The organism is Prosthecobacter sp. GW821-HT29F12, from assembly GCF_058803405.1.
Window position 1 is genome coordinate 3,942,656 of the sequence record NZ_CM179517.1, and the last position, 21,414, is coordinate 3,964,069.

The following is a 21,414-nucleotide window of genomic DNA, read 5'->3' on the forward strand; positions in this document are numbered from 1 at the left end:
TGAAGAAGGCGCTTCACCCACCATGAAATCCATCCTCGCCGCCCTGCTTGCCTGCACCCTCACTCTTTCCGCGCGTGACAAGACGCTCGACATCTACTGGATCGACTCCGAAGGCGGTGGCTCGACCCTGCTTGTGACGCCAGCAGGTGAGTCGGTGCTCATCGACACAGGCAATCCCGGCGGACGCGATCCGCAGCGCATCAAGAAAGTCGCAACGGAGCAGGCCAAACTCACGCGCATTGATCACGTCATCATCACACACTTTCATGCCGATCACTTCGGCGGTCTGGCCGAACTGGCGGAACTGATGCCGGTCGGCACTCTCTACGACAAAGGCCTCCCCGATGGCAGTCCAGACGGCAAGGCCCAGGACATGCGCTGGACGCTGACAAGCCGCCCTTATCGTGATGCCAAGGTCGAAAAGCGCGTCACGCTGGCTGCCGGTGCCATCGTGCCACTCAAACAAGCCGAAGGCAGTCCCAAGCTCACGCTCCGCTGCCTGGGCGCGAACCAGCAGTTCATCCCACCCTATCCCGACCAGCCCGAAAACCCGCTCAAAGGCTCCGTGCCACCCAAAGCAGCCGACCCAACTGACAACGCCAACAGCGTGGTGATGCTGCTGCAATTCGGCAGCTTCCGCTTCTTTGATGGCGGCGATCTGTCATGGAATGTCGAAGAAAAACTCGTCTCCCCATACAATCTCGTCGGCACAGTGGATCTGTATCAAGTGAATCATCACGGCCTGGATGTAAGCAACAACCCCATGCTCATCCACAGTCTCCAGCCCACGGTTTCCGTCATGAACAACGGCCCACGCAAAGGCACCAGCAAGTCCGCCATGGACGCGCTCAAATCGACCCCGACGATCCAGGCGATGTATCAAGTGCATGAAAACGTCCGCGACGATCATGAAAACACGGCGGACAAAACGATGATCGCCAACCATGGCGATCTGGCCGAAGGCTGCACCGCCGAGCACATTCACTGCGCCGTCAGTGCCGATGGGAAAAGCTACACCGTCGAGGTGCCTTCACAGAAACACAGCCGCACTTTCCAAACACGCGAAAAGTGATACCCAGGAATGAAGAGCTCTACACCAAGGCGTTTTTGAACCATAGCACCGCGGCAGCGTTTTTGGAGTGCGGTCGCGCAGATGCACGGCGCAAGCCTGCATCGGAGCTACCGCTTTCGCAGGGTGAAGAATGCGCTTCGTCCTGAACCCGCCATCCAGCCAGCGAAAGCAGCGTCTGTAAGACATCCCGCCTCGCTCAAAGCACGTTTTCAGCAGGTATCAGGCCTTATCACTTCTTCCCACCTTGTCGGGCGCGAATCACCGGCGCCAGCCACTTGGCCGTCTCATCGGCAATGACGTTATAACCCGCGAGGTTCGGATGACGGTCACTCGCCCAGCCGGGCAGGTGGCCAAAGATGCCGTCGAGGTGATTGTCGAGCACGACCACGGTGGGATCCGCGCCAGGCTGGATATAAGGCGTGGCAAAGCCGCGCAGATTCTCAGGAATCTTTGCGAGCGAGTAGCGGCGGTAGTTCAGCATGTCGGGCCCCTTCTTCAATTCCGCAAGGTATCGAGGAGCGATGTCAAAGAGCGTCAGCTTTTCTTCAGCAGCGATCTTCTTGACGACGTCATTGATGTCCGCATGCAAACTCTCAAGCGTGTATGGAATGACCGTCATGGGAATGAGCATGGCATTGGGATGGTCCGCATGCAGGCGGGCGAGCAGCTCACGAAAGTCCTTGGGAAAGTTCGTTTTGAAGTCCTGCCGTTTGGCAATGTCATTGATGCCGTAGCGAATGAAGATGTAATCGGCCTGAGGCTTGGTTTTCACCGCCTTGTCGTAGCGGGTGTCGAGCAGCCGGCGGATGAATTCACCGCTGACGCCTTCATTGTACACATCGCAGGGAGGAAGGTCGGCTTCGGCGGCCAGCTTGATGCGCAGCGTGTCCTCGATCTGCGGTTCATCCGGCGCAAATTTCTTCGGGATGCTGGCTTCGGTGGTGCTGTCGCCAAGAAGGATGATCTGCAGGCGTTTGTTGCCCGCCGTGACATCGCTGAACGCGAAGGGCGTACCACCGATGATCTGATCCGACGTGATCGTGGGGCAGATGCGCTTCTCCACATGAGCGACAAACAGCTCCGTGCCACGGCTATGGCTCACAAACGGCCAGCGTGCAGGATTGTACATTGTGTCCGTCAGGTCACGCATAAGCACGACGTGCTTGCCGTTCTTCGCCATCTGGCGCAGGCCGAAGGGGCGTCCGGAGACGCACATGTTGAGATGCACCCCCATGAGGATCACGTTGTCGATGTTCCTCGCTTCTAGAAGATTCCAGATCTCCACACCGCTGTCGCTGATGGCGTCTTTCTCCTGATCAATTCGCAGCACGTCGATCTGCTTCGTCCACGGCGCTTTCGGATTGAGCCCCTTCGCAGCAAGTTCCTTGGCCCAGGCCGCATGCTCGATGGGATCGTCGTCCTCACCGCCGTCGGTTTGATCCAGCGGATAGACGGCCATCTCTTCGGACGGGATTTGTTTGCACCACTCGGCGATTTTGTCAGGCAGACGTGCGGCGGCGGGTGCGGACTTCGCACGCTCACGTGCGGGCGTTCCTTCGTAGGGCTTCATGCAACTGCTCGGCGCATGGATGATAAGCACTCCATCCTTGCGGGCCTTTTCGAGCACCTCATTCATCCGCGGAGCCATCTCGACCTCACGCGTCACGGCGTTTTTGCAGTGATGCAGATCCCACATGTCGCAGACGATGATGGCGGTGCGGGAGGGCAGCCAGGCCTCTTTCACCAGCGTCGCTTTGCCAGCAGGAGCACGCGATTGCAGGGTGAGCGAAAGCGGAGTTTCGGCAGCGAGAGCCGAGACGGTGAATGCGAGGAGGAGTGCGAGCGTCTTCATGGATTATCGGGAAAGTTTTTGGTGCAGTTCATGGACCTTGTCGGCGATGCGTTCTTCCACGCTTTCCGCCCAACCGGCCGCAGCTTCATAGCCGCCTTCTTTGAGCACGCGGAGGCTCGGGACATAGCCGGTGTAATCATTGGAATAACCGGCCACCCAGACACCGGCGGCACCGGCAAACTCACGCTTGAAGCGCAGCGAGTAATCCACCACGACTTCGCTGCCGAGCGTGATGAAGGTGAGATCGTTGCCGAGCTTGATGACCTGCACCGGGTAGTCGTGGTCTGCGCGCCCCGCCTTGGCGTAGCTGAGTTTGATCTCCTCGTAGGCGGCACGGATCGGCCCATTTACAGGACGCGGATTGACGACAAGAGCCATTTCAACGGCGTTCGAAAGCGAACGACCATGCTGCATGGAAAGCTCCAGATCCGTGACACCGGGAACGACATCGCTGCGACGTGGATATGGGTTCTGATCAGCGCCGCAGCCCATCAGGAACAAGGCCGTGAAGCCGGGGCGATGCTCCTGCAGGTATTCCTGCGCAAAGCCCGCATAGTCACCGCACCAGTTGTAAAAGCCGAGGCTGGTATTGTGGCATGCATAGCCAAACAGGGTGGCACGCAGCATGCCATCAGGCGCTTCGATGCGCAGCGCCGGCACTTCATGATCCACGGGACCGTCCGGATTGGGCGCCTTGTTGGCGTTCGGATGGTCGGGCGGCAGCGTGTAGTCACGACGACGATTCATGGCGAAACCGCAGCGCGCCTTGTTCCAGGTAAGGCGGGCGGGCTGCATTTCTGCAAGCGCCTTGCCAATCAAACCGACGAGATCATTTTGCAGTTTCTGAGTGTAGTCCCAGGCATCCTTGGCTTTTGGATTATCCTTCTCGGCGTCCGTCAGTGGTGTGGTGCGCATGGAGGGACCGCTGTGCGTGTGGGATGCGTTCATGACGAGATTGGCAGGCGGCAGCCCAAACTCCTTTTCCGCACGCTGCGCCACGGCCTGACGCAGAAGCTGCGGCACGCCAATGAGATCAAGTGTGACAAACACCAGCTTGTTTCCCTGCTCGTCTTGAAGAGCCAGCGCCTTGGCAAACAGATCCTGAACCTTGCCTTCCGCAGGCTTTTTGCGCCCCGCGTATCCCGCCATCCAGAGCATCTTCTGCGGCGTCACCGCGACAGTGGCCGTTCCAGCTTTCCAATTCGCCGGCACATGAGGAGCCACAGATTTCGGCGGAGTTGGAGGCGAAAGCGGCGTGGCTCCAGGCGGCGCAGCAAGGACGGCACTGGTAAACAGAATGGTGAGCGAAAAAGCGCGGAGCGACATGCACAAACTACGGGAGCACCCACGTTGTTTGTTCACTCCGCACCCATCTTTCATGCGTCTTGCCTCCGTCCTCACACCGCTCAATGATCACCATCTGGCCCTCGCGGCCCAGTGCGGCGTGGAAGAAATTACGGTGCGATATCCAGGGCCAGAATTGGAGCCTCTGCTGAAAACCAAGGCGCAAATCGAGCGCCACGGCATAAAGCTGGGCATCATCGAAGGCTATCTGCCCATCGAGAAGATCAAGCTCGGGAAGGATGATGGCACTGACATGGCTGCGAAGAAACGGCTGCTTGAACACATGAGCGAGGCGAAAATTCCGCTGCTCTGTTACAACTTCATGGCCGGCACCGACTGGGTGCGCACCAAACTGGATGCCAGGGAGCGTGGCAGAGCGCTGGTGACGGCCTTTGATCTCAAAGAAGCGCAGCATGCCATGTCTTTGAACTCGGCGGCAATTCAGGCTGGCAACGAAACAATCACGGCAGACGCCCTGTGGACGAACTTGGAGCGCATGCTTGCCGAACTGCTCCCCGTGGCAGAAAAACACGGCGTGACGATGGTCATGCATCCCGATGACCCACCGCTGGCCGAATTCGCCGGCAAGGCGCGCATCATGAACAGCGTCGAAAACTTCGAGCGGCTCATGCGCCTCTCACCGAGCCGGCACAATGCGATCTGTTTCTGCCAGGGCACCTTTGCAGAGATGGGTGCCGATATTCCCGCCGCCATCCGCCGGCTCGGCCCGCACATCCGCTACGTTCATTTTCGCGACGTGCGTGGCAATGCAGAGTGTTTTGCCGAGACGTTTCATGACAACGGCCCCACCGACATGGTTGCCGCCATGCGCGCCTATCACGACATCGGCTTCACCGGTCCCATGCGTCCCGATCATGTGCCGCAGCTCGACGGCGAAGAAGAGGGCGAGCCCGGCTACACCATGATGGGCCGCTTGTTCGCCTATGGCTACATGCGCGGGCTGATTCAAAGTGTTCAAGCTGGCCAGCCATCATCGCCTGTCTGAAGAGCGGTGGATAAAATCTCATGGAACCTGCCCCATCCAACCCGAATCACGGCTGTCTTCCTCCTTGGAAGACGGACGATCTCCCAGCGCCACTGCCATTCAGTTGGCGCAATGCGCTGCGCACCATTGGGCCGGGAGCCATTCTCCTCGTGGGAGCCATTGGGATGGGCGAGTGGATCGCGGGGCCGTTGTTTGTGGTGCAGCATGGACGCAGTGTGCTGTGGATCGCGACGCTGGCATTTGTTCTGCAGTCACTGCTGAATCTCGAAGCGGTGCGCTACACGCTTTACACGGGAGAGCCGGTGCTCACGGGCTTCATGCGGATGCGGCCGGGATCGCGGGCGTGGGGGGTGTTTTATGCGCTCGCAGGCTTTGCGCAGCTCGGCATGCCTGCGGCGGCGGCTGGATGCGCGGGGGTGGCGTTTGCGATCCTGCAAGGGCGTGCACCGACGGATGCCGATGCGCCGACTGTGACGTGGATCACGGTGGCGCTCGTGTTGATCTCGGCCGTGGTGCTCGCATCAGGCAAAAAGGTCGAGCGGCTGCTGGAACGGCTGTCGTGGATGATGATCATCTTCATCTTCGGTTTCCTGCTGTGGGTGAACTTCACCTTTGTGCCGCTCAAGGACTGGAGCAGCACGCTGACAGGCTTCTTCTCGTTCGGAGTGGTTCCTGAGAAGGTCGATTTCGTGATGCTGGCGGTGTTTGCAGCGCTCGCAGGCAGCGGCGGCATTGGCAATCTTGCCATCGCCAACTGGTTTCGTGACAAGGGCTTCGGCATGGCTTCCAAAGCGGGCAACATGGGCGGCGTGTGGAGCACGGAGCAGACATTGGCCCCCGTAGGCAGCGTGTTTCCGATCAACGCGGAAAATTTGAAGCGCTGGCGCGACTGGTGGCGTTACGCGATCATTGATCAATCCGGCCTGTGGATGCTGGGATGCATCGTGGGCATGTTTCTGATGGTGAATCTGGCCTCGTCATTGTTTCAGCCCGGCATGCAGGTCACCGGTGTTGCTGCGGGAGTATTTCAAGCGGCGGAGATGCGCAAGCTGTGGGAGGGCTTCTGGATTCTCGGCCTCATGAACGGCTTCTGGATTCTGTTTTCCACGACGCTGACGAATGTGGATGTGCTGGCCCGCGTGGTGGCAGACATGGCATGGGCAGGCGGTGCGGTGCCGAAGAAAATGCCGGTGGGGCGGCTCTATGGCCTGCTGCTGCTCGGCTTCACGGCGGTCGCGTGCTTCGGCGCATTCCTTGGCGATGCCAAACTGCTGCTCATGATTCTCGGTGCCACCGCCGCACCCATCACGGCCTTCTCCGCGCTGCAAATCCTGCGCCTCAACACCACGCTGCTGCCGCGTGAGCTGCGGCCGCCCCTGTGGCGCAAGATCGCGCTCGTCTTGTGCGCCTTGTTTTACGGCTTCATTTCATTCGCCATGTTCCACCAGATTTTCACCCACTGACCCACGTCATGTCACGCATCACCGCCATCGAAACCGCCATTCCGTCCGGCATCATGCCGAATCTGCTGCTCGTCCGCATTCACACGGAGGACGGGTTCATCGGCTGCGGCGAGACGTATTACACACCGCATGCCATCGCGTCGTTGATTCACGATTGGATGGCGGAGCGCCTGCTCGGAGCCGATGCGCTGGCTATCGAAGCGCACTGGCGCTTCATCTATGAGCGCTGCACACCGTTTGGGCATCCGGGAGCGGAGATGCGGGCGCTGTCGGCCATTGATCTCGCGCTGTGGGACATTCTTGGGCAGGCCTGCAACCAGCCGGTGTATCGCCTGCTCGGCGGGCCGGTGCGTGATGCAGTTCCGGTGTATAATACGAGCGGCGGTCCGAGTTACGGCGCGCTGGCAGGTGCTGCGGAAGCTCCACGTCATCCGGGCTGGCCGGGCTATGGCGACATCGGCAGCAAGGGACCGTTGCAAGACAACTGGGCCTCTCATTTTGCCGCGGGTGACCTCGCTGAGGAACTGCTGGCTGAAGGCATCACCGCGATGAAGCTGTGGCCGTTTGATCGTGCGGCACATCGTAACGGCGGTCTGCACATCTCCTGGACCGATGTCGAAGAAGGCATGAAACCCCTGCGGGAGATTCGCGATCGTGTGGGCATGAAAATGGACATCGCCATCGAAGGGCACGCGTTTTTCCAACTCCCGGCGGCGGAACGGATCGCCGAAGCTTTGCGCGAGATCAAACCGCTCTGGCTGGAAGACGTGCTGCGCGTCGATAACGCAGCCACGCTGGCTGATTTCCGTCGTCGGAGTGGTCTGCCCATCGCGGCGAGCGAGATGCTGCTTGGGCGCAAAGAATATTTGAGCGTGCTGCAAGCGCAGGCCTGCGACTACTGCATGGTCGATCCCACCTGGAACGGCGGCATCAGCGAAACCCGCCGTGTCATCGACATGGCGCAGACCTTCAACGTCCCCGCGACGATTCACGACTGCACCGGCCCGCTCACGCTGTTCAGCGGCCTGCATCTCGCGGCCTCATCGGCCAATGTCGTGTTTCAGGAGACGGTCCGGGCGCACATCCGCTCGTTCTACGACAAGCTGGTCGATACGCTGCCCGTCATCGTGAACGGGAAGGCGCAGCTGCCCACGGGAACGGGCCTGGGGACCAAGCTCAAGGACGAGCTGTTCCGTGAAGGAACGAATGGGTGGAGGAAGAGTGTGGCGAAGTAGTGGCGTTCAACTGCCGCTTCACAGCTTCGATTTCATCCATGAGTAGAAGCTCGCGCCAATCTGGGCGTAGCCAACGGGATTGGGATGCACGCCATTGTTGTTCGGATAACCATCGACAGGATCAAGATTGAGCTCCGTGGGAACAATGAAGATGCCGTCCTTCTCCCGGTTGAAGAGACGCTTGAGCATGAGCTGCACAATCCGGTGCTGGATGCGCTTCCAGCCCCAGCGTGGATACTTGTCCTTGTAGTTCGCCGTGAACCCTTCCTGGCGCGCATTCGGCGGCGTAGTCAGTCCCACTGCGAGTTTGGCATTGGGCGCAGCCTTGTGGAATGCAGCGAGAAGCTTGTCCGCATTGTCGAGCACCTCATTGATCTTGGCATCCGGGTTGTTCGGATCGGCGCCGAAGCAGTCATTGATGCCGAGGAGGAAAGTGACAACATCGGGCTGCTGGTTGCCGCAGTGCTCCTTGAAGTAGCGCTGCAAATCAAAGACGCCGGTTTTGCCATCCGCAGCCGGAAAGATAAAAGGGCTGGTCGCCTTGCGAGCCACGGGACCTGCGGCCACTCCCGGAGTCTCCGGCGCGAATTTGGTGAGGAAGTCAGACCACTTCCAGCCACCGTAACCTTCATGCGCGACACCTTGCTTTACGCCTGCAGGTTTATGAGTGCCTAGCAGCGTGGCCTTGGGATTGCCCGGCAGAGCAAGCAGGCGGGCGATTTCATTCGGGTAAAAGCTCGCATTTGTGAGGCTGTCCCCCACGATGAGCAGGTGCAGCGGCTTGGAGGAAGTCGATTTGCGCGGAGAGATGTGCAGCATCGTCTTTCCCTGCTCCAGCACTTTGCCGCCAGCGTCTTTGACGGTGATGGCAATCGGGTGATCACCCACATCGGCATCACTCGGTGTGAGCGTCCAGCGGCGTTCTTCGTTTTTGCCCAGCTTGCAGGTGAACTCAAAGCGGTAGGACTCGGGAGTCTCCGTCAGCACGATGTTGTCGTGGTAGATGCTCATCGGCACATCCGGCGTGGCATACACGACAGGTGGCAGAGTGAGCTGAAGATCTCCGGCGAAGGCGGAGCAGGTGAGCGCGCAGAAGAGACTGAGAATCCGGTACATGTCCTCCACTACGGAGCATCATGAGCAAATCGTTCCATGAAGCGCACAATGGCCGACATGGAAAGCTGCCCGCCCGGCGTGGAGGGAAAGTAGTCCATGCCGTGCGTACCCCAGGGAATTTCGAGGAAGAAGTGATCGTCGCGGTGCGCAAGGCTCGTGCTGAAACGGCGGCTGTGACCGATGCCGACAAGAGAATCCAGAGTGCCGTGAAGGATCAGCGTAGGCAGGCTGTGCGAGTCGAGAAACTCAGTCGCCGAAGCAGTACGATAACCTTCCGTCGCCTCGTGCGGATCGCCGCCCATGTACTGGCGCACCAGAGTCAGGGATTTTAACAAATCGTCAGGCACAGACCACTCGCGGGCGAGATGCATGTTGGGCGTGCCATAGACGTCGATGCAGCCACAGGCACCAAGCTCCGGCATGCCATAAGCACAGGCAGCAGCGATCTGCGCGCCAGCGGACCGGCCCATGAGAACGATCCGGTTCACGTCGATGCCGAGTTCAGCAGCGTGACTGCGAACCCAGGTAAAGGCACGACGCGTATCCTCAGCCTGCGCCGGCCAGCGGTGTTTCGGAGCAAGTCGATAGGCATAGGAACACAACACATAGCCGTGAGAAGCGAGCTCCGTGTTGGCTCCGACAAATTCTCCCGGATCACCACTGTCCCAGCCCCCGGTATGGGCGATAAGAAGACACGGCAGCGGTTTCTCAACACCAACTGGCCGATAGATCACAACATCCAGCGCTTCATCCCCCTCCCGCCAAAAGGTACGACGCTCACACTTCACGCTGAATTTCTCAGCATGCACCGGCTGCCACAAACGCAGCCATGAGAAGCGCAGCCCCTGCGCCGCTGCAATGCTCGACGCCTGCACGGCAGGAATGAAAAACACGATGGCGAGCAGCAGGCAGACCAACGCCAGCCAGCGCGAGGACTGCGCGGCGGGATAAATCAAAAGCAGCGACAGCAGCGTAAGCCAGTGACCGAACTCCGTGGTCGCCAGCTGAAGCTGCCATTGCCAGCGCGTCGGCGACATGATCCACGCGTTCACCGCGAGACATGCGAGAATGAGGAGTGCCGAAATGAGAACCACAGTTTTCAAGAATCTGGTCTTATCCGCTTCCGGCACAATTCTGGATTCAAGCACTTCATAAAAAAGGCGCGGATCTCACGACCCGCGCCTTTCGAAACAATGGGTTCCAAGATTAACCAGCAATCGAGAACACCTCACGGGCATCCGCGATGCTGCCAGTCAGAGCAGCGGCGGCGACCATGACGGGGCTCATCAGGACGGTGCGTCCCGTGGTGCTGCCCTGACGTCCTTTGAAATTGCGGTTCGAAGAAGACGCGCAGAGCTGATCGCCGACAAGCTTGTCGGGATTCATCGCCAGGCACATGGAGCAGCCTGCGCCACGCCATTCGAAGCCGGCTTCACTGAAGATTTCATGCAGACCTTCCTTACGGGCGAGCACATCGACGATCTGCGACCCAGGAACCGCGATGGCTTTCACGCCCGCGGCCACTTTGCGGCCTTTGATGAACTTGGCCACTTCGCGGAAGTCGCTGAGACGACCGTTGGTGCAGGAACCGATGAAGGCGACATCAATCTTCGTGCCCTTGATCGGCTGACCAGCAGGCAGCTTCATGTAATCAAGCGCGTCCTGAATGGAGATGCGCCCAGGCTCGGTGGTGGCGCTTTCGGCAGTCGGCACGTTTTCGGTCACGGCGATGGCTTGGTCCGGGCTGGTGCCCCAGGTGACCGTCGGCGGCACGTCTTCGGCCTTGATGTTAATGACATCATCATAAACGCAATCAGCATCCGAAGCGACCGCACGCCATTGGGCCACAGTAGTGTCCCAGGCATCACCCGTCGGTGAGTAAGGGCGGCCCTTGAGGTATTCGAAGGTCTTTTCGTCCGGATTCACGTAGCCGCAGCGCGCACCGCCTTCGATACTCATGTTGCAGACGGTCATGCGCTCTTCCATCGACATCGCGTCAAACAGGCTGCCGCCGTATTCGTAGGCGTAGCCGATGCCACCGTTCGCGCCGAGCAGGCGGATGATGTGGAGGATCACGTCCTTGGAATAAACACCGGGGCGCAGCTGCCCGTCCACATTGATGCGGCGGACCTTCATCTTGCCCAGCGCCATCGTCTGCGTGGCGAGGATGTCGCGCACCTGCGTGGTGCCGATGCCAAAGGCAATCGCTCCGAAAGCACCATGAGTGGCCGTGTGGCTGTCGCCACAGGCAATCGTGGTGCCGGGCTGGGTGATCCCCTGCTCAGGTCCGACGACGTGCACAATGCCCTGCTTGCCGCTGGAAAGGCTGAAATAGGTGATGCCAAAGTCCTTGGCGTTCTTGTTGAGCTCCTGGATCATCGCTTCCGCAAGAGGATCGGAAAACGGCGAGACCTGGCTGTCGGTCGGCACGATGTGATCGACGGTCGCGAAGGTGCGGTGCGGGTAGGCCACCTTCAGGTTCAGATCACGCAGCATGCCGAAAGCCTGCGGGCTGGTGACTTCATGGACGAGATGCGTGTCGATGAGGAGCTGTGTCTGGCCGTTGTCGAGGGTGCCGACGACGTGCGAATCCCAGACTTTTTCGAAGAGTGTTTTGCCCATGATGCGTGCTGATTGGTGGTTTGGAGGGCTGCAAGCCTAGCACGCCCGGCGGAGGGTGCAAGAATGCCTCTTGGCTTTTGCCGCCGGACCTGCCAGCATCCGCGCCCATGAAATGGCTCAAAATTCTCTACGTCCAGGTGATCATCGGCATCGTGCTGGGCGTCCTGCTCGGCCTGCTCTGGCCACCGACGAATGCGATCGTCATTTTTGGCCATTCCTACAATGCGACAGACCTGCAGCCTTTGGCAGAGGTTTTCATCAAGGCGATCAAGATGCTCATCGCCCCGATCATCTTCTGCACCGTGGTCTGCGGCATCGCCAGCATGGGGGACCTCAAGCGCGTGGGCCGGGTGGGCTGGAAAGCCCTGCTGTATTTTGAACTCGTCACGACAGTCGCTCTACTCATCGGCCTCGTGGTGGCAAACGTGATCGAACCCGGTGCCGGGGTGGAGCATCACGCCTCCGCCAAGGAATCCACAAAACTCGGCGAATACCAGGCCAAGGCGGGAGACACGAGCACCAAGGCCTTCCTCATGAACATCGTGCCGAAGACCTTCGTGGGGGCGTTTACAGATGATTCGGTGCTGCCGGCCCTGTTTCTCGCGCTGCTGGTCGCCGTGGCGCTTTGCCAGATGGGGGAGCGGGGCAAGCCGGTGCTCGACCTGCTGCACAGCGTTTCGGAGGTGTTTTTCAAACTGGTCGCCATCATCACCCGCATCGCACCTGTCGCAGCCTGCGCGGCCATGGCCTACACCGTGGGTTCGGAAGGTCCGGGCATGCTCATCAAGCTGGCCAAGGTGCTCGCCTGTGTCTATCTCACCTGCGGGCTGTTTGTGTTCGTCGTTCTGGGCGGTATTGCACGGTGGAACGGCTTCAGCCTGTGGAAGATGCTGGTGTTCATCAAAGACGAGCTGCTGCTGGTGCTCGGCACCTCCTCCTCCGAGACCGCCCTGCCCCAGCTCATGCTGAAGCTCGAAAAAGCAGGCTGTGACAAGTCCGTGGTCGGCGTGGTCATCCCCTCCGGCTACTCATTCAATCTCGATGGCACCTGCATCTACCTCACGCTCGCCGCGCTGTTCGTCGCCCAGGCCACGAACACACCGCTAACCCTCTGGCATCAGCTCGTTCTTCTTGGCGTCCTCCTGCTGACCTCAAAGGGGGCCGCAGGGGTTACCGGCGCAGGATTCATCACGCTGGTGGCCACACTGTCCACCATCGACACAGGCATTCCGGTTTCAGGTCTCGCGGTTCTCATCGGCATCGACCGTTTCATGTCCGAAGCTCGCGCCATCACCAATCTTATCGGCAACACGTTGGCCACACTCGTCGTGGCGAAATGGGAAAAGGAGTTCGATCCAGAAAAGGGCAAGATGCTGCTGCGCTAATCCTCACAGCTCGATCTTCATCGGCGGCGGCGGGGCCAGCTTGAGCTTGGGCGCGTCTTCGTCCGGGGTATCTACGGCATCCACCGGAATGGCTTTGCGAATGGGAGTGCCGTCGTCATTCACTGGGCTGGCGCGCGGCACGGCCTGCTCGGAATTGTAGGGGTCTTCACCAATGACGGTGAGAGCCTTCATGCGCACAGGTTCGATATGGACCCAGCGGTTGGACGAAGCAATGAGAGGGGCCGCACCAAAACCGCTGGCGGGGCTTTGATAGCCAAACTGCTTGATCTCCACCGGCAGACCTTCGCCCGTGTGCAGATTGCAGAAGCCTTCCAGCGGCGTGCCGGGGCGCAGATACTCAAAGTAGGTGGATCGCACGGATTTTTCACGGCCATCCGGCCCTTTGATCTTTTCGTAGCAGTAGTCCGTGGCACGCATGCCGCTGCGCTGGCACATTTCCACGCGCTCCGCCGTCTGTGGCGGCTCAATGTCCTTCGGCATGTACCGCGTGGCGCTGGCGTTGACCATGTCCACCCAGACAGGCAGCACGATGTGGTTGGAGAAAGCCCCGGGAAAAATGGTCTTCTGTTTGTCAAAACCCGCCCACACCCCGCAGGTCACCCCAGAGGTGTAGCCCAAGAACCAGAGATCCTTGAATTCGTAATGCGTACCGGTTTTCCCACCCGCCACAAACTCGCCCAGCTTGTAATCACTCACTGCCGGACTGCCGGTGCCGCGATGCAGCGCGTCCACGAGGCAGGTGTGCGTCTGATACGCGGCGATGGGGTCCATGCTCTGCACGCTGCGCAGCGCCGACTCGGAGATTTGAAACACCACCTTGTCGTTGTTGTCCGTGATGCGCTGAATCAGGTTCAGCTTCTGTGGGCGGCTGCCCAGTGTGGGGAAATTGGAATAGGCCAGGCACATGTCACTCAGCCGCACTTCGCTGGCCCCAAGGAAGGTCGAGGGGTAGTCGCGCATTTCGGAGGTGATGCCCGCCTTCTGCGCCACCTGCTTGACCATCGGCACCCCGACGCGCTCGCCCAGACGAATGGTCGCGGAGTTGCGTCCCTGTACCAGAGCCTCGCGCGAACTCATCGGCGCCTGTGTCCACTTCGGATTGTCCACTTCCGCACCCCATTCACCCAGAATCCCAGTCAGGCCGCCGATCATCACGCGGCGGTTGTCCAGCGGCGCATCATCCACCTTGGTGCCCGGATAAAGTCCGGGACTGCTGAACGCGGCGGCATAAACCAGCGGCGTGAAGGCGGTGCCTGCCGGACGCACACCGTCCGTCGCACGGTTGAACTGGCTGTCACCAAAGTCACGACCACCCACCATCGCCAAAATGCTGCCGTCCTTGTTGTCGATCATCAAGGCCGCAGCCTGCAGATATTCTGGCAGCGGCTTCGGGGTGGCGGGATCAATTTCACCCCGCTTCATGCGTGCGCGGTAGTCAGCCAAAATAGAGCGAAACTGTGCAAAGGTTTGGTGCTCGTAGCCCGGACGCTTCTCCACCTCGGCCATGCGTTTACTGACAGCCTCCTCCGTGGCCTTTTGCAGATCCTGGTCAATGCTGGTGTAGATGCGGAAGCCGCCGATGGAGGCCCGCTCCTCACCCACCAGATCCACGACCTCACGCCGCACGGCATCAAAGACGTAGCTCAGTCGCGGGTCCGTGCTCTGCGGTGCAGTCACCAGCGGCCTTTTCTTGAGCTTGGCGGCTTCATCTCTCGTCAGCGTACCTTCGATGGACATGCGCTCCAGCACGTAATTGCGCTCCTTCATCGCGCGCTGCGGGTGCTTGATCGGCTGGATGTTGTTCGGGCTCTTGATCAGGCCGACGATCGTCGCCGCCTCCTCGATGCTCAGCTCCTTGACATCCTTGCCAAAGTAGCCGCGTGCCGCCGCCTGCACCCCGTAGAAATTCACCCCGAAGAAGATGCGGTTCAGGTAGAGCTCCAGAATCTCCGCCTTCGAGAAATGCTTCTCGATGCGCTGGGCGATGAAGGCCTCCAAAATCTTGCGCTTGTAGCTGCGTTCCAGCAGCTTGAACGTCTGTCTGGCAAGCTGCTGCGTGACCGTGCTCGCCCCCTGCGTGACCTCGCGAGCCACGATGTTTTCCTTCACCGCACGCAGCAGGCCGATGTAATCGACCCCGTCATGTTTGAAGAAACGCGAGTCTTCCTGCGCCACTAGGGCATCAATCAAGTGCTGCGGCACTTCCGTGATCGGCACAGGCGTGCGGTTCAGCACGTAAAGGCGGGCCATTTCGTCACCATCGCGGTCAAAAATGATGCTCGCGGACTCCAGCTTCTTGAGTTCCTCCAGGTCAAACTTCTCCGCATCCCGCCGCAGCGGCGCCACGATCACGCTGTAAACGCCAAACGCTGACACAACGCAGAGCAGGGCAAAGGCCACGAGCGCACTGAACCAGCCACGGCGGTAGAACGGCAGTTTTAGGCCGGCTTCGCCACGCCAGTTGCGTACAGGCTGGGGATCGGGATCATCACGGTACATGGCTTGGTAGGAAAGTAGGGTGGTAAAACTACCCGTCCTTCACAATCCGCGCCAGTTCTTTCCCGTGCATCGAATGTCTTCTCTTCCCCAGATTCTGCGAGAAAAACTCGCCTCCTCTCCATCCGGCCGGCTGCCCTTTGCACAGGTCATGGATCTGGCGCTTTATCATCCTGATCATGGTTATTATGGAGCCGGCCCGCGCAAAATCGGCCGCCAAGGCGATTTTTACACCAGTGTCAGTGTCGGCCCCTTGTTCGGGAAACTGCTGGCCATGTACGCTTTGCAGGAATGGCAGGCGCTGGGAGAACCCGAAGATTTCACGCTCATCGAACAGGGCGCGCATGATGGACAGCTCGCTGAAGATGTATTGAGCGCTTTGGAAGGCAGCCCCCTGCGCTACCTCATCGTGGAGCCAAACCCGAAATATCGTGAAGCTCAGTTCAAGCGTCTCGGTGATCGCGTTCAATGGGTGGAAAGCCTCTCCTCGCTCACAACCGGCCCCAAACACGGTTTTTTCCTCTGCAACGAGCTGCCAGATGCCTTTCCGGTGCATCTCGTCCGCTGGAACGGCGAACGCTGGGAGGAATTATTCGTCGAAACCGACGGCACTGAGTCCTTCCGCTTCATTCCCGGCAGTTGCTCCGGTGAGGAGCTCGAGGCAGAAGTGAAACACCTGTCCCACGATCTCGAGACCGGCCACACCCTTGAAATCAATCTGGCCATGCTCGCGTGGATTCGCGCCCTCGCGCAGGCGGCGTTTCACGGAGCCATTTTCATCGCCGACTACGGTCTGGATGCGGAGGAATTCCACGCCGACTCCCGCGCCGATGGCACCATCCGCCGTTACAAGCAGCACCAGACAGACGGCCATGTGCTGGCAGACCTCGGTGAATGCGACCTGACCACGCACATCAATTTCACCCGGTTGATTGAGGAAGCCGAGCGCCATGGACTTTCCCAGCGCGAATATGATCTGCAGGGCCGCCTGCTGGGCCGCATGGCGACGAAGTGGATTCAAAGCCTCGAAGGCAGACCGCCAGACACCGCCACGATGCGTCAGTTCAATTCACTCACGCATCCAGCGTTAATGGGGCGCTCGTTTCGGTGCCTCATTTTGGAAAAGTCAGCCCGTTGATCCATGGCACGCGTATTTCGGCCATGAAAAAGTTCCTCGCCCTCATCAGCGGTCTGGTGGTCAGCGCCATCGGCATCGCCGCCTGCGCCACATCGCGTGCGGGTTATGAAACGGCTCCGTACAAGGTCATCCGCACGGACGGCGCCTTTGAGATTCGTGAATATCCCGAGCTCAAAATCGCCACCACTTCTCGTGACGCGGACAATTCCAGCTTCATGCGGTTGTTCCGCTACATCGACGGCGGAAATGCAGCCAAAGAGAAGATCTCCATGACGACACCGGTGTTCATGGTGGATGGGAAAATGGCCTTCGTGGTGCCTGAAAAGCACAAGAAAAACACGCCCGCCCCCGCCTCTGCCCAGGTGAGTGTGGACATCCTGAAGCCACGGCGAGTGGCCGTGCATCGCTTCAGCGGCTCCCAAACCAAGGAACGGGAACTGCAGGCCCTGGCGAAACTGAAAGACTGGATGCAGCAGAACAAGCTTCAGGAGGCTGGCTCACCCTTCAGCGCCTACTACGACCCGCCGTGGACACCGGGTTTTATGCGCCGCAATGAAGTTCTGGTCCCCATCCCTGCTCAATAATTCTCATGCGCATCGGCATCACAGGAGCAACGGGCTTCATCGGCAGGCACCTCAAAGAATGTGCCTTCAACCGAGGCCATGAGGTGATCGCGTATTCACGCAGGCCGGGGTCGGGCCTGACGCAGCCTAAACAGGCACCGTATGCGCTTCCTGAGACGCCGCTGGATGCACTGGTACACCTCTCGGGCGAATCACTGATGGGCCTCTGGACGCAGGACAAACGTGATCGCATCTGGAAAAGCCGCGTGGATTTCACCGAGTCCCTGGTCGCGCATCTGGGCACCTGGAAAGCTGAGAATCGGCCCAAGGTGCTGGTGTGTGCCTCCGGGGCCGGGTTTTACGGCAACAGCGGCGCAGATGCCGTGGATGAAACTTCGCCGCAGGGTCAGGGCTTTCTGGCGGATGTCTGCGCAGGCTGGGAAGCGGCGGCGCACCGGGCCGGAGCACTCGGCATGCGCGTCATCACCTCGCGCACGGGCATGGTGCTGGGCCGCGATGGCGGGGCTTTTCCACTGCTGCGGCGGGTCTTTGCCTGCGGCCTCGGCGGCAGGCTGGGATCAGGTCAGCAATGGATGTCATGGATACACATCGATGATGCCGTTCAGCTTCTCCTCCAGGCGATCACCACCGAAACCGTGAGCGGCCCGCTGAATCTATGCGCGCCAGAGGCCGTCACGAATGCGGAGTTCACCCAAAAGCTGGCAGCGGCTCTGCATCGCCCGGCCTTCGTTCATGCGCCTACCTTCGCCCTCAAATTGCTGCTGCGCGGCATGGCGGACGAAATGCTTCTGGGCGGGCAGCGAGCGATTCCGCGCGTTGCCACGGAGATGGGCTACGATTTTGTCCACCCGTCACTCTCCGGTGCTCTGGCCTCGCTGGTCTGAAGGAAGCCGGTTTACAGTTGTTGGCGGTTGTTTTCCAAACCACTGTCAACCATCGTCAGCGACTGTAAACCACCGTCAACTTCCCCCGTCCCTCATGGCATCCCAGCAGACCACCATCGGCATCATTTATGATTACGATCAGACGCTCAGTCCGACGTATATGCAGGATGAGACGCTTTTTCCCCACTTCGGCATCAACCCGGAGCAGTTCTGGAAGCGCAGCCGTGAACTCGTGAATCAGGAGGGCTACGACGGTGAACTGGCCTACCTGAAATGCATGCTGGACTACCTCGACATGGACCGGCCAACGAACGATGACTTGCAGAAACTCGGCGCAAAGTTGAATTTTTTCAAAGGCGTGCCGGAGCTTTTCGACGAACTGAACAAAGTGCTGAACGACCAGCATCGTCTGCTCGGTGTGAAAATCGAGCATTACATCATCTCCAGCGGCCTGAAGGCCCTGCTGGACGGCTCGGCTCTGGCACCGTTTGTGAAGCGCATCTTCGGCTGTGAGTTCGGCGAGGATAAAAACGGCCGCATCACCTTCCCCAAACGAGTGATCAGCCACACCACCAAGACGCAGTACATCTTCCGCATCAACAAGGGTATGCTGGAGCCTCACGAAGACGTGAACGATCACATGGCCCCGGAACTGCGTCCCATCCCTTTCCAGCATATGATCTATGTGGGAGACGGCCCGACGGACGTCCCCTGCTTCACCTTGATGAAGCGTTATGGCGGCCATGCCGTGGCGGTTTATAATCCGGACGAGGCCAGCCGCAGCAGCTTCCGCAAATGCTACCAGCTCACCGGCCTTGCCGACCGCGTCAAACACATCGCCCCCGCCGATTATCGCCCCGGCAGCCATCTGCGGCTGCTGCTTGAGGAGATGGTGACGGACATCGCCGACGGCATCGTGCGCAAAAAGCGTCAGGAAATCGAAGAGGGCACGGTCTCAGCACCGCATTTTTAGCACACGGCAATGCCGCGTGCCCGCATGTCTCGGAACCATTCCACGTAGGCCGGAACCCCCTGCGCAATGGTCGTGGTGGGTTTGAAGCCAATCAGGGCCTTGGCCTTGCTCACATCGGCAGAAGTCAGCGGCACATCTCCCGGCTGCTCGGGCAGTTGATTGATGACGGCCTTTTTGCCAATCGCCTGCTCAATGGTAGCAATTAGATCATTGAGAGTGACGGTCTGGGAACCACCCAGGTTGATGATGTCGCAGATGGGACCGCTGGTGTAGTTGAGCGCCCCAATGATGCCATCGACGATGTCGTGGACGAAGGTGTAGTCTCGGGCGGTGCTGCCATCCCCAAATTTATCGATCGGTCTGCCGTCTTCGATGAGTCGGGAGAATTTTGAAATGGCCAGGTCAGGGCGCTGGCGCGGACCATAGACCGTGAAAAAGCGCAGGGCGACGGTCTTAATGCCATAAAGGTGGCTGTAATTGGAGCACATTTGCTCGCCCGCCATCTTGGTCATGGCATAGGGGCTGATGGTTTGCAAAATGGGGTCAACCTCGGCAAAGGGCACCTTTTTGTTCACCCCATAGACCGAAGAACTGCTGGCGAAGACAAAGTGCTTCACCCCGGTGCGGCGAGCGGCCTCAAGGAGGTGAAAGGTGCCTTTGATGTTGGTATCAATATAGAGCTCGGGCTGCTCAATGGAGGGGCGCACGCCCGCACGGGCCGCCAGATGAATAACTGCGTCAAAACGGCCCAGATCAAAGGTCTCATGGACAAACTTCGGATCAGAAATGTCCCCCTCACAAACCCTCACTTTCGAACCGAAGGACCTCAAATTCTCACGCTTGATCGTGGGATTGTAGTAGTCATTGAAGCTGTCAATGATTGTGACTTCCCCAGCCCCCTCATTAATAAGGCGCTCAACGGTGTGGGAGCCAATGAAACCAGCTCCTCCTGTGACAAGAATTTTCATGCTAGAAAGGCCTGGGAGGACGTGGTTGCCGATCACCAGATGATTAACTAACGATCAAGGGTCCGACAATTGCAAGGCATCAGGAGAAAGGGATTGACGCAAGGGGGCGAAATTCGCTAAATATATAGAATTCTCCGAATCATCCATTTTCCGTCCTGAACCATGAGCGAATCCGAAAACACGCCCCCAACACCACCGTCAGGCTCGACGCCCAAAACGGCCGCCGTCCCTCTGAAAAAAGAAACGGTGCGCATCACACTGCGTGGTCGCCCAGGTGCAGGTGTCACCCAGCCGCGTGAGTCCACCGCGCCTGTTTCCCCTGCCACAGGCGGAATTCCAGCCTCTTTCAACACGACATCCGTGGTTCCCATGATGTCGAAAAAATCCACGGCTCCGATTCAGCTGCCTTCCGCGCCGCTGCCTCCGCCTGCGCCCAAGTCCAGCACCGCCCCGGTGAAACTGCCTGCGCCGCCGATGTCGCCGCCGTCCCGCAAGACCACTTCCGCCATTCCCGTGGCCTCGTCGCCGCCACCGGCCGCACCCGCCCCTTCTGGCGCGATGCCCCCTCCGATGGCTCGCCCGCTGGCTCCGCCTACGGCACCTAAGCCCCCAGGAGCACCTGTGGCACCGGCGGCCCCTCGTCCTTCCGCTCCGCCCATGGCAGGTCTTCCAGCGGCCACCCGCCCGCTCGCCCAAAATCCAGCCGCGCCACCTCCGCGCACTGAAACCGGCGCCCCTACCGTTCCTCTTCAAAAGCCAACCGCAGGTCCGCGTCCTCCTTCAGCACCTGGAGCCGGCACCGGCCCCATTGTGGGTGGCGGAGTCGGCGCAGCCAGCCCTCTCCCAAAAGCAACCGTCAAGCTGCAGCCCACACAGGCCATGCAGCGCCCGTCCATCTCCGCTCCTCCCAGCGCCCCCGTCAAGCGCAGTGCTGCCGCTGATGCGGAGCAATTCTATGAAGAAAAGGATCCAGAAGCAGGCTTGGTCCCGCTTTCGGTGATCTGTTTTGTTCTGTCCGCCGTTTTGATGGTGGTTCAGATGTTTGGAGCTGATGCTGTCAAATCTGATCCCCTTGGCGAATCCCCGATCATGGTCCCTGCTGACAACAAGCAGGCTTGGGAAACTCACTCCTTGGCAACCGGCACTTGGTCCAACGAGAAGTTCAAAGCCGAACTGTTGCCGATTCCTTGAAAAATTGACGGATATCCTCAATCTCACTCTCTCATCTCATGCCTCTTGCCTGGTTAGTTTTCAT

At 59.5% G+C, this 21,414-nt stretch carries 19 protein-coding genes; 10 read left to right on the forward strand and 9 right to left on the reverse strand.

The genetic code is table 11. The features are described from left to right. The first annotated feature begins 22 nt into the window (after window positions 1-22). The gene (locus AC3RLQ_RS16230; RefSeq protein ID WP_493029739.1) at window positions 23-1,072 is read left to right on the forward strand and encodes a ComEC/Rec2 family competence protein; all 1,050 of its coding nucleotides are present in this window, start codon (window positions 23-25) and stop codon (window positions 1,070-1,072) included. Between the two features lie 229 nt (window positions 1,073-1,301). Here AC3RLQ_RS16230 and AC3RLQ_RS16235 read toward each other — a convergent pair whose 3' ends face one another. Together AC3RLQ_RS16235 and AC3RLQ_RS16240 are read right to left on the reverse strand one after the other, a co-directional pair. Continuing rightward, on the reverse strand, window positions 1,302-2,924 hold the full coding sequence (locus AC3RLQ_RS16235; protein ID WP_493029740.1) for an SGNH/GDSL hydrolase family protein: 1,623 nt from the start codon (window positions 2,922-2,924) through the stop codon (window positions 1,302-1,304). 3 nt (window positions 2,925-2,927) lie between these two features. After that, complete coding sequence (locus AC3RLQ_RS16240; protein WP_493029741.1) at window positions 2,928-4,250, reverse strand: neutral/alkaline non-lysosomal ceramidase N-terminal domain-containing protein; 1,323 nt, start codon at window positions 4,248-4,250, stop codon at window positions 2,928-2,930. A gap of 52 nt (window positions 4,251-4,302) precedes the next feature. Between AC3RLQ_RS16240 and AC3RLQ_RS16245 the strand changes: the two genes are divergently transcribed. Genes AC3RLQ_RS16245 through AC3RLQ_RS16255 form a run of 3 tightly spaced genes read left to right on the forward strand, consistent with a single transcriptional unit; the run spans window position 4,303 to window position 7,972 of the window. Next, window positions 4,303-5,274 carry a mannonate dehydratase gene (locus AC3RLQ_RS16245; RefSeq protein ID WP_493029742.1) on the forward strand — a complete coding sequence of 324 codons (972 nt, stop codon included), beginning with the start codon at window positions 4,303-4,305 and terminating at the stop codon, window positions 5,272-5,274. A gap of 20 nt (window positions 5,275-5,294) precedes the next feature. Continuing rightward, a complete protein-coding gene (locus AC3RLQ_RS16250) occupies window positions 5,295-6,737 on the forward strand; it encodes an Nramp family divalent metal transporter (RefSeq protein WP_493029743.1) in 1,443 nt (480 codons plus the stop codon). A gap of 8 nt (window positions 6,738-6,745) precedes the next feature. Continuing rightward, complete coding sequence (locus tag AC3RLQ_RS16255; protein WP_493029744.1) at window positions 6,746-7,972, forward strand: mandelate racemase/muconate lactonizing enzyme family protein; 1,227 nt, start codon at window positions 6,746-6,748, stop codon at window positions 7,970-7,972. Window positions 7,973-7,990: 18 nt separating this feature from the next. Here the strand turns inward: AC3RLQ_RS16255 and AC3RLQ_RS16260 are convergent, their stop codons facing one another. The 3 genes from AC3RLQ_RS16260 to leuC all read right to left on the reverse strand — a co-directional run bounded on the left by AC3RLQ_RS16260 (window position 7,991) and on the right by leuC (window position 11,710). Beyond that, window positions 7,991-9,088 carry an SGNH/GDSL hydrolase family protein gene (locus AC3RLQ_RS16260; protein WP_493029745.1) on the reverse strand — a complete coding sequence of 366 codons (1,098 nt, stop codon included), beginning with the start codon at window positions 9,086-9,088 and terminating at the stop codon, window positions 7,991-7,993. 8 nt (window positions 9,089-9,096) lie between these two features. After that, complete coding sequence (locus AC3RLQ_RS16265) at window positions 9,097-10,182, reverse strand: alpha/beta hydrolase fold domain-containing protein (protein WP_493038733.1); 1,086 nt, start codon at window positions 10,180-10,182, stop codon at window positions 9,097-9,099. A gap of 112 nt (window positions 10,183-10,294) precedes the next feature. Further along, window positions 10,295-11,710 (reverse strand): 3-isopropylmalate dehydratase large subunit, encoded by a 1,416-nt coding sequence (gene leuC, locus AC3RLQ_RS16270; protein WP_487680093.1) that lies wholly within the window; start codon window positions 11,708-11,710, stop codon window positions 10,295-10,297. A 107-nt stretch (window positions 11,711-11,817) separates the two neighbouring features. Between leuC and dctA the strand changes: the two genes are divergently transcribed. Next, complete coding sequence (dctA, locus tag AC3RLQ_RS16275) at window positions 11,818-13,095, forward strand: C4-dicarboxylate transporter DctA (RefSeq protein ID WP_493029746.1); 1,278 nt, start codon at window positions 11,818-11,820, stop codon at window positions 13,093-13,095. 3 nt (window positions 13,096-13,098) lie between these two features. Here the strand turns inward: dctA and AC3RLQ_RS16280 are convergent, their stop codons facing one another. Beyond that, complete coding sequence (locus AC3RLQ_RS16280; RefSeq protein ID WP_493029747.1) at window positions 13,099-15,615, reverse strand: transglycosylase domain-containing protein; 2,517 nt, start codon at window positions 15,613-15,615, stop codon at window positions 13,099-13,101. A gap of 73 nt (window positions 15,616-15,688) precedes the next feature. Between AC3RLQ_RS16280 and AC3RLQ_RS16285 the strand changes: the two genes are divergently transcribed. From AC3RLQ_RS16285 to AC3RLQ_RS16300, 4 genes are all read left to right on the forward strand, one after another. Further along, window positions 15,689-16,750: a class I SAM-dependent methyltransferase gene (locus AC3RLQ_RS16285; RefSeq protein WP_493029748.1), complete on the forward strand. Its 1,062-nt coding sequence runs from the start codon at window positions 15,689-15,691 to the stop codon at window positions 16,748-16,750. Window positions 16,751-16,773: 23 nt separating this feature from the next. Beyond that, window positions 16,774-17,334, forward strand: coding sequence for an SOUL family heme-binding protein (locus AC3RLQ_RS16290; protein ID WP_493029749.1), 561 nt, complete (start codon window positions 16,774-16,776; stop codon window positions 17,332-17,334). 5 nt (window positions 17,335-17,339) lie between these two features. Next, window positions 17,340-18,218, forward strand: coding sequence for a TIGR01777 family oxidoreductase (locus tag AC3RLQ_RS16295; RefSeq protein WP_493029750.1), 879 nt, complete (start codon window positions 17,340-17,342; stop codon window positions 18,216-18,218). 94 nt (window positions 18,219-18,312) lie between these two features. After that, window positions 18,313-19,191: an HAD family hydrolase gene (locus AC3RLQ_RS16300; RefSeq protein WP_487680080.1), complete on the forward strand. Its 879-nt coding sequence runs from the start codon at window positions 18,313-18,315 to the stop codon at window positions 19,189-19,191. Here AC3RLQ_RS16300 and AC3RLQ_RS16305 read toward each other — a convergent pair. The 3 genes from AC3RLQ_RS16305 to AC3RLQ_RS16315 all read right to left on the reverse strand — a co-directional run bounded on the left by AC3RLQ_RS16305 (window position 19,188) and on the right by AC3RLQ_RS16315 (window position 20,818). Continuing rightward, window positions 19,188-20,159 carry an SDR family NAD(P)-dependent oxidoreductase gene (locus tag AC3RLQ_RS16305; RefSeq protein ID WP_493029751.1) on the reverse strand — a complete coding sequence of 324 codons (972 nt, stop codon included), beginning with the start codon at window positions 20,157-20,159 and terminating at the stop codon, window positions 19,188-19,190. The two genes, AC3RLQ_RS16300 and AC3RLQ_RS16305, sit on opposite strands and share 4 nt — an antisense overlap. A gap of 116 nt (window positions 20,160-20,275) precedes the next feature. Beyond that, complete coding sequence (locus AC3RLQ_RS16310) at window positions 20,276-20,548, reverse strand: hypothetical protein (RefSeq protein ID WP_493029752.1); 273 nt, start codon at window positions 20,546-20,548, stop codon at window positions 20,276-20,278. Window positions 20,549-20,557: 9 nt separating this feature from the next. Continuing rightward, complete coding sequence (locus AC3RLQ_RS16315) at window positions 20,558-20,818, reverse strand: hypothetical protein (RefSeq protein ID WP_487680076.1); 261 nt, start codon at window positions 20,816-20,818, stop codon at window positions 20,558-20,560. 220 nt (window positions 20,819-21,038) lie between these two features. Between AC3RLQ_RS16315 and AC3RLQ_RS16320 the strand changes: the two genes are divergently transcribed. Next, window positions 21,039-21,350, forward strand: a complete 312-nt coding sequence (locus AC3RLQ_RS16320) for a hypothetical protein (RefSeq protein ID WP_422323168.1) — start codon at window positions 21,039-21,041, stop codon at window positions 21,348-21,350. Window positions 21,351-21,414 lie beyond the last annotated feature (64 nt).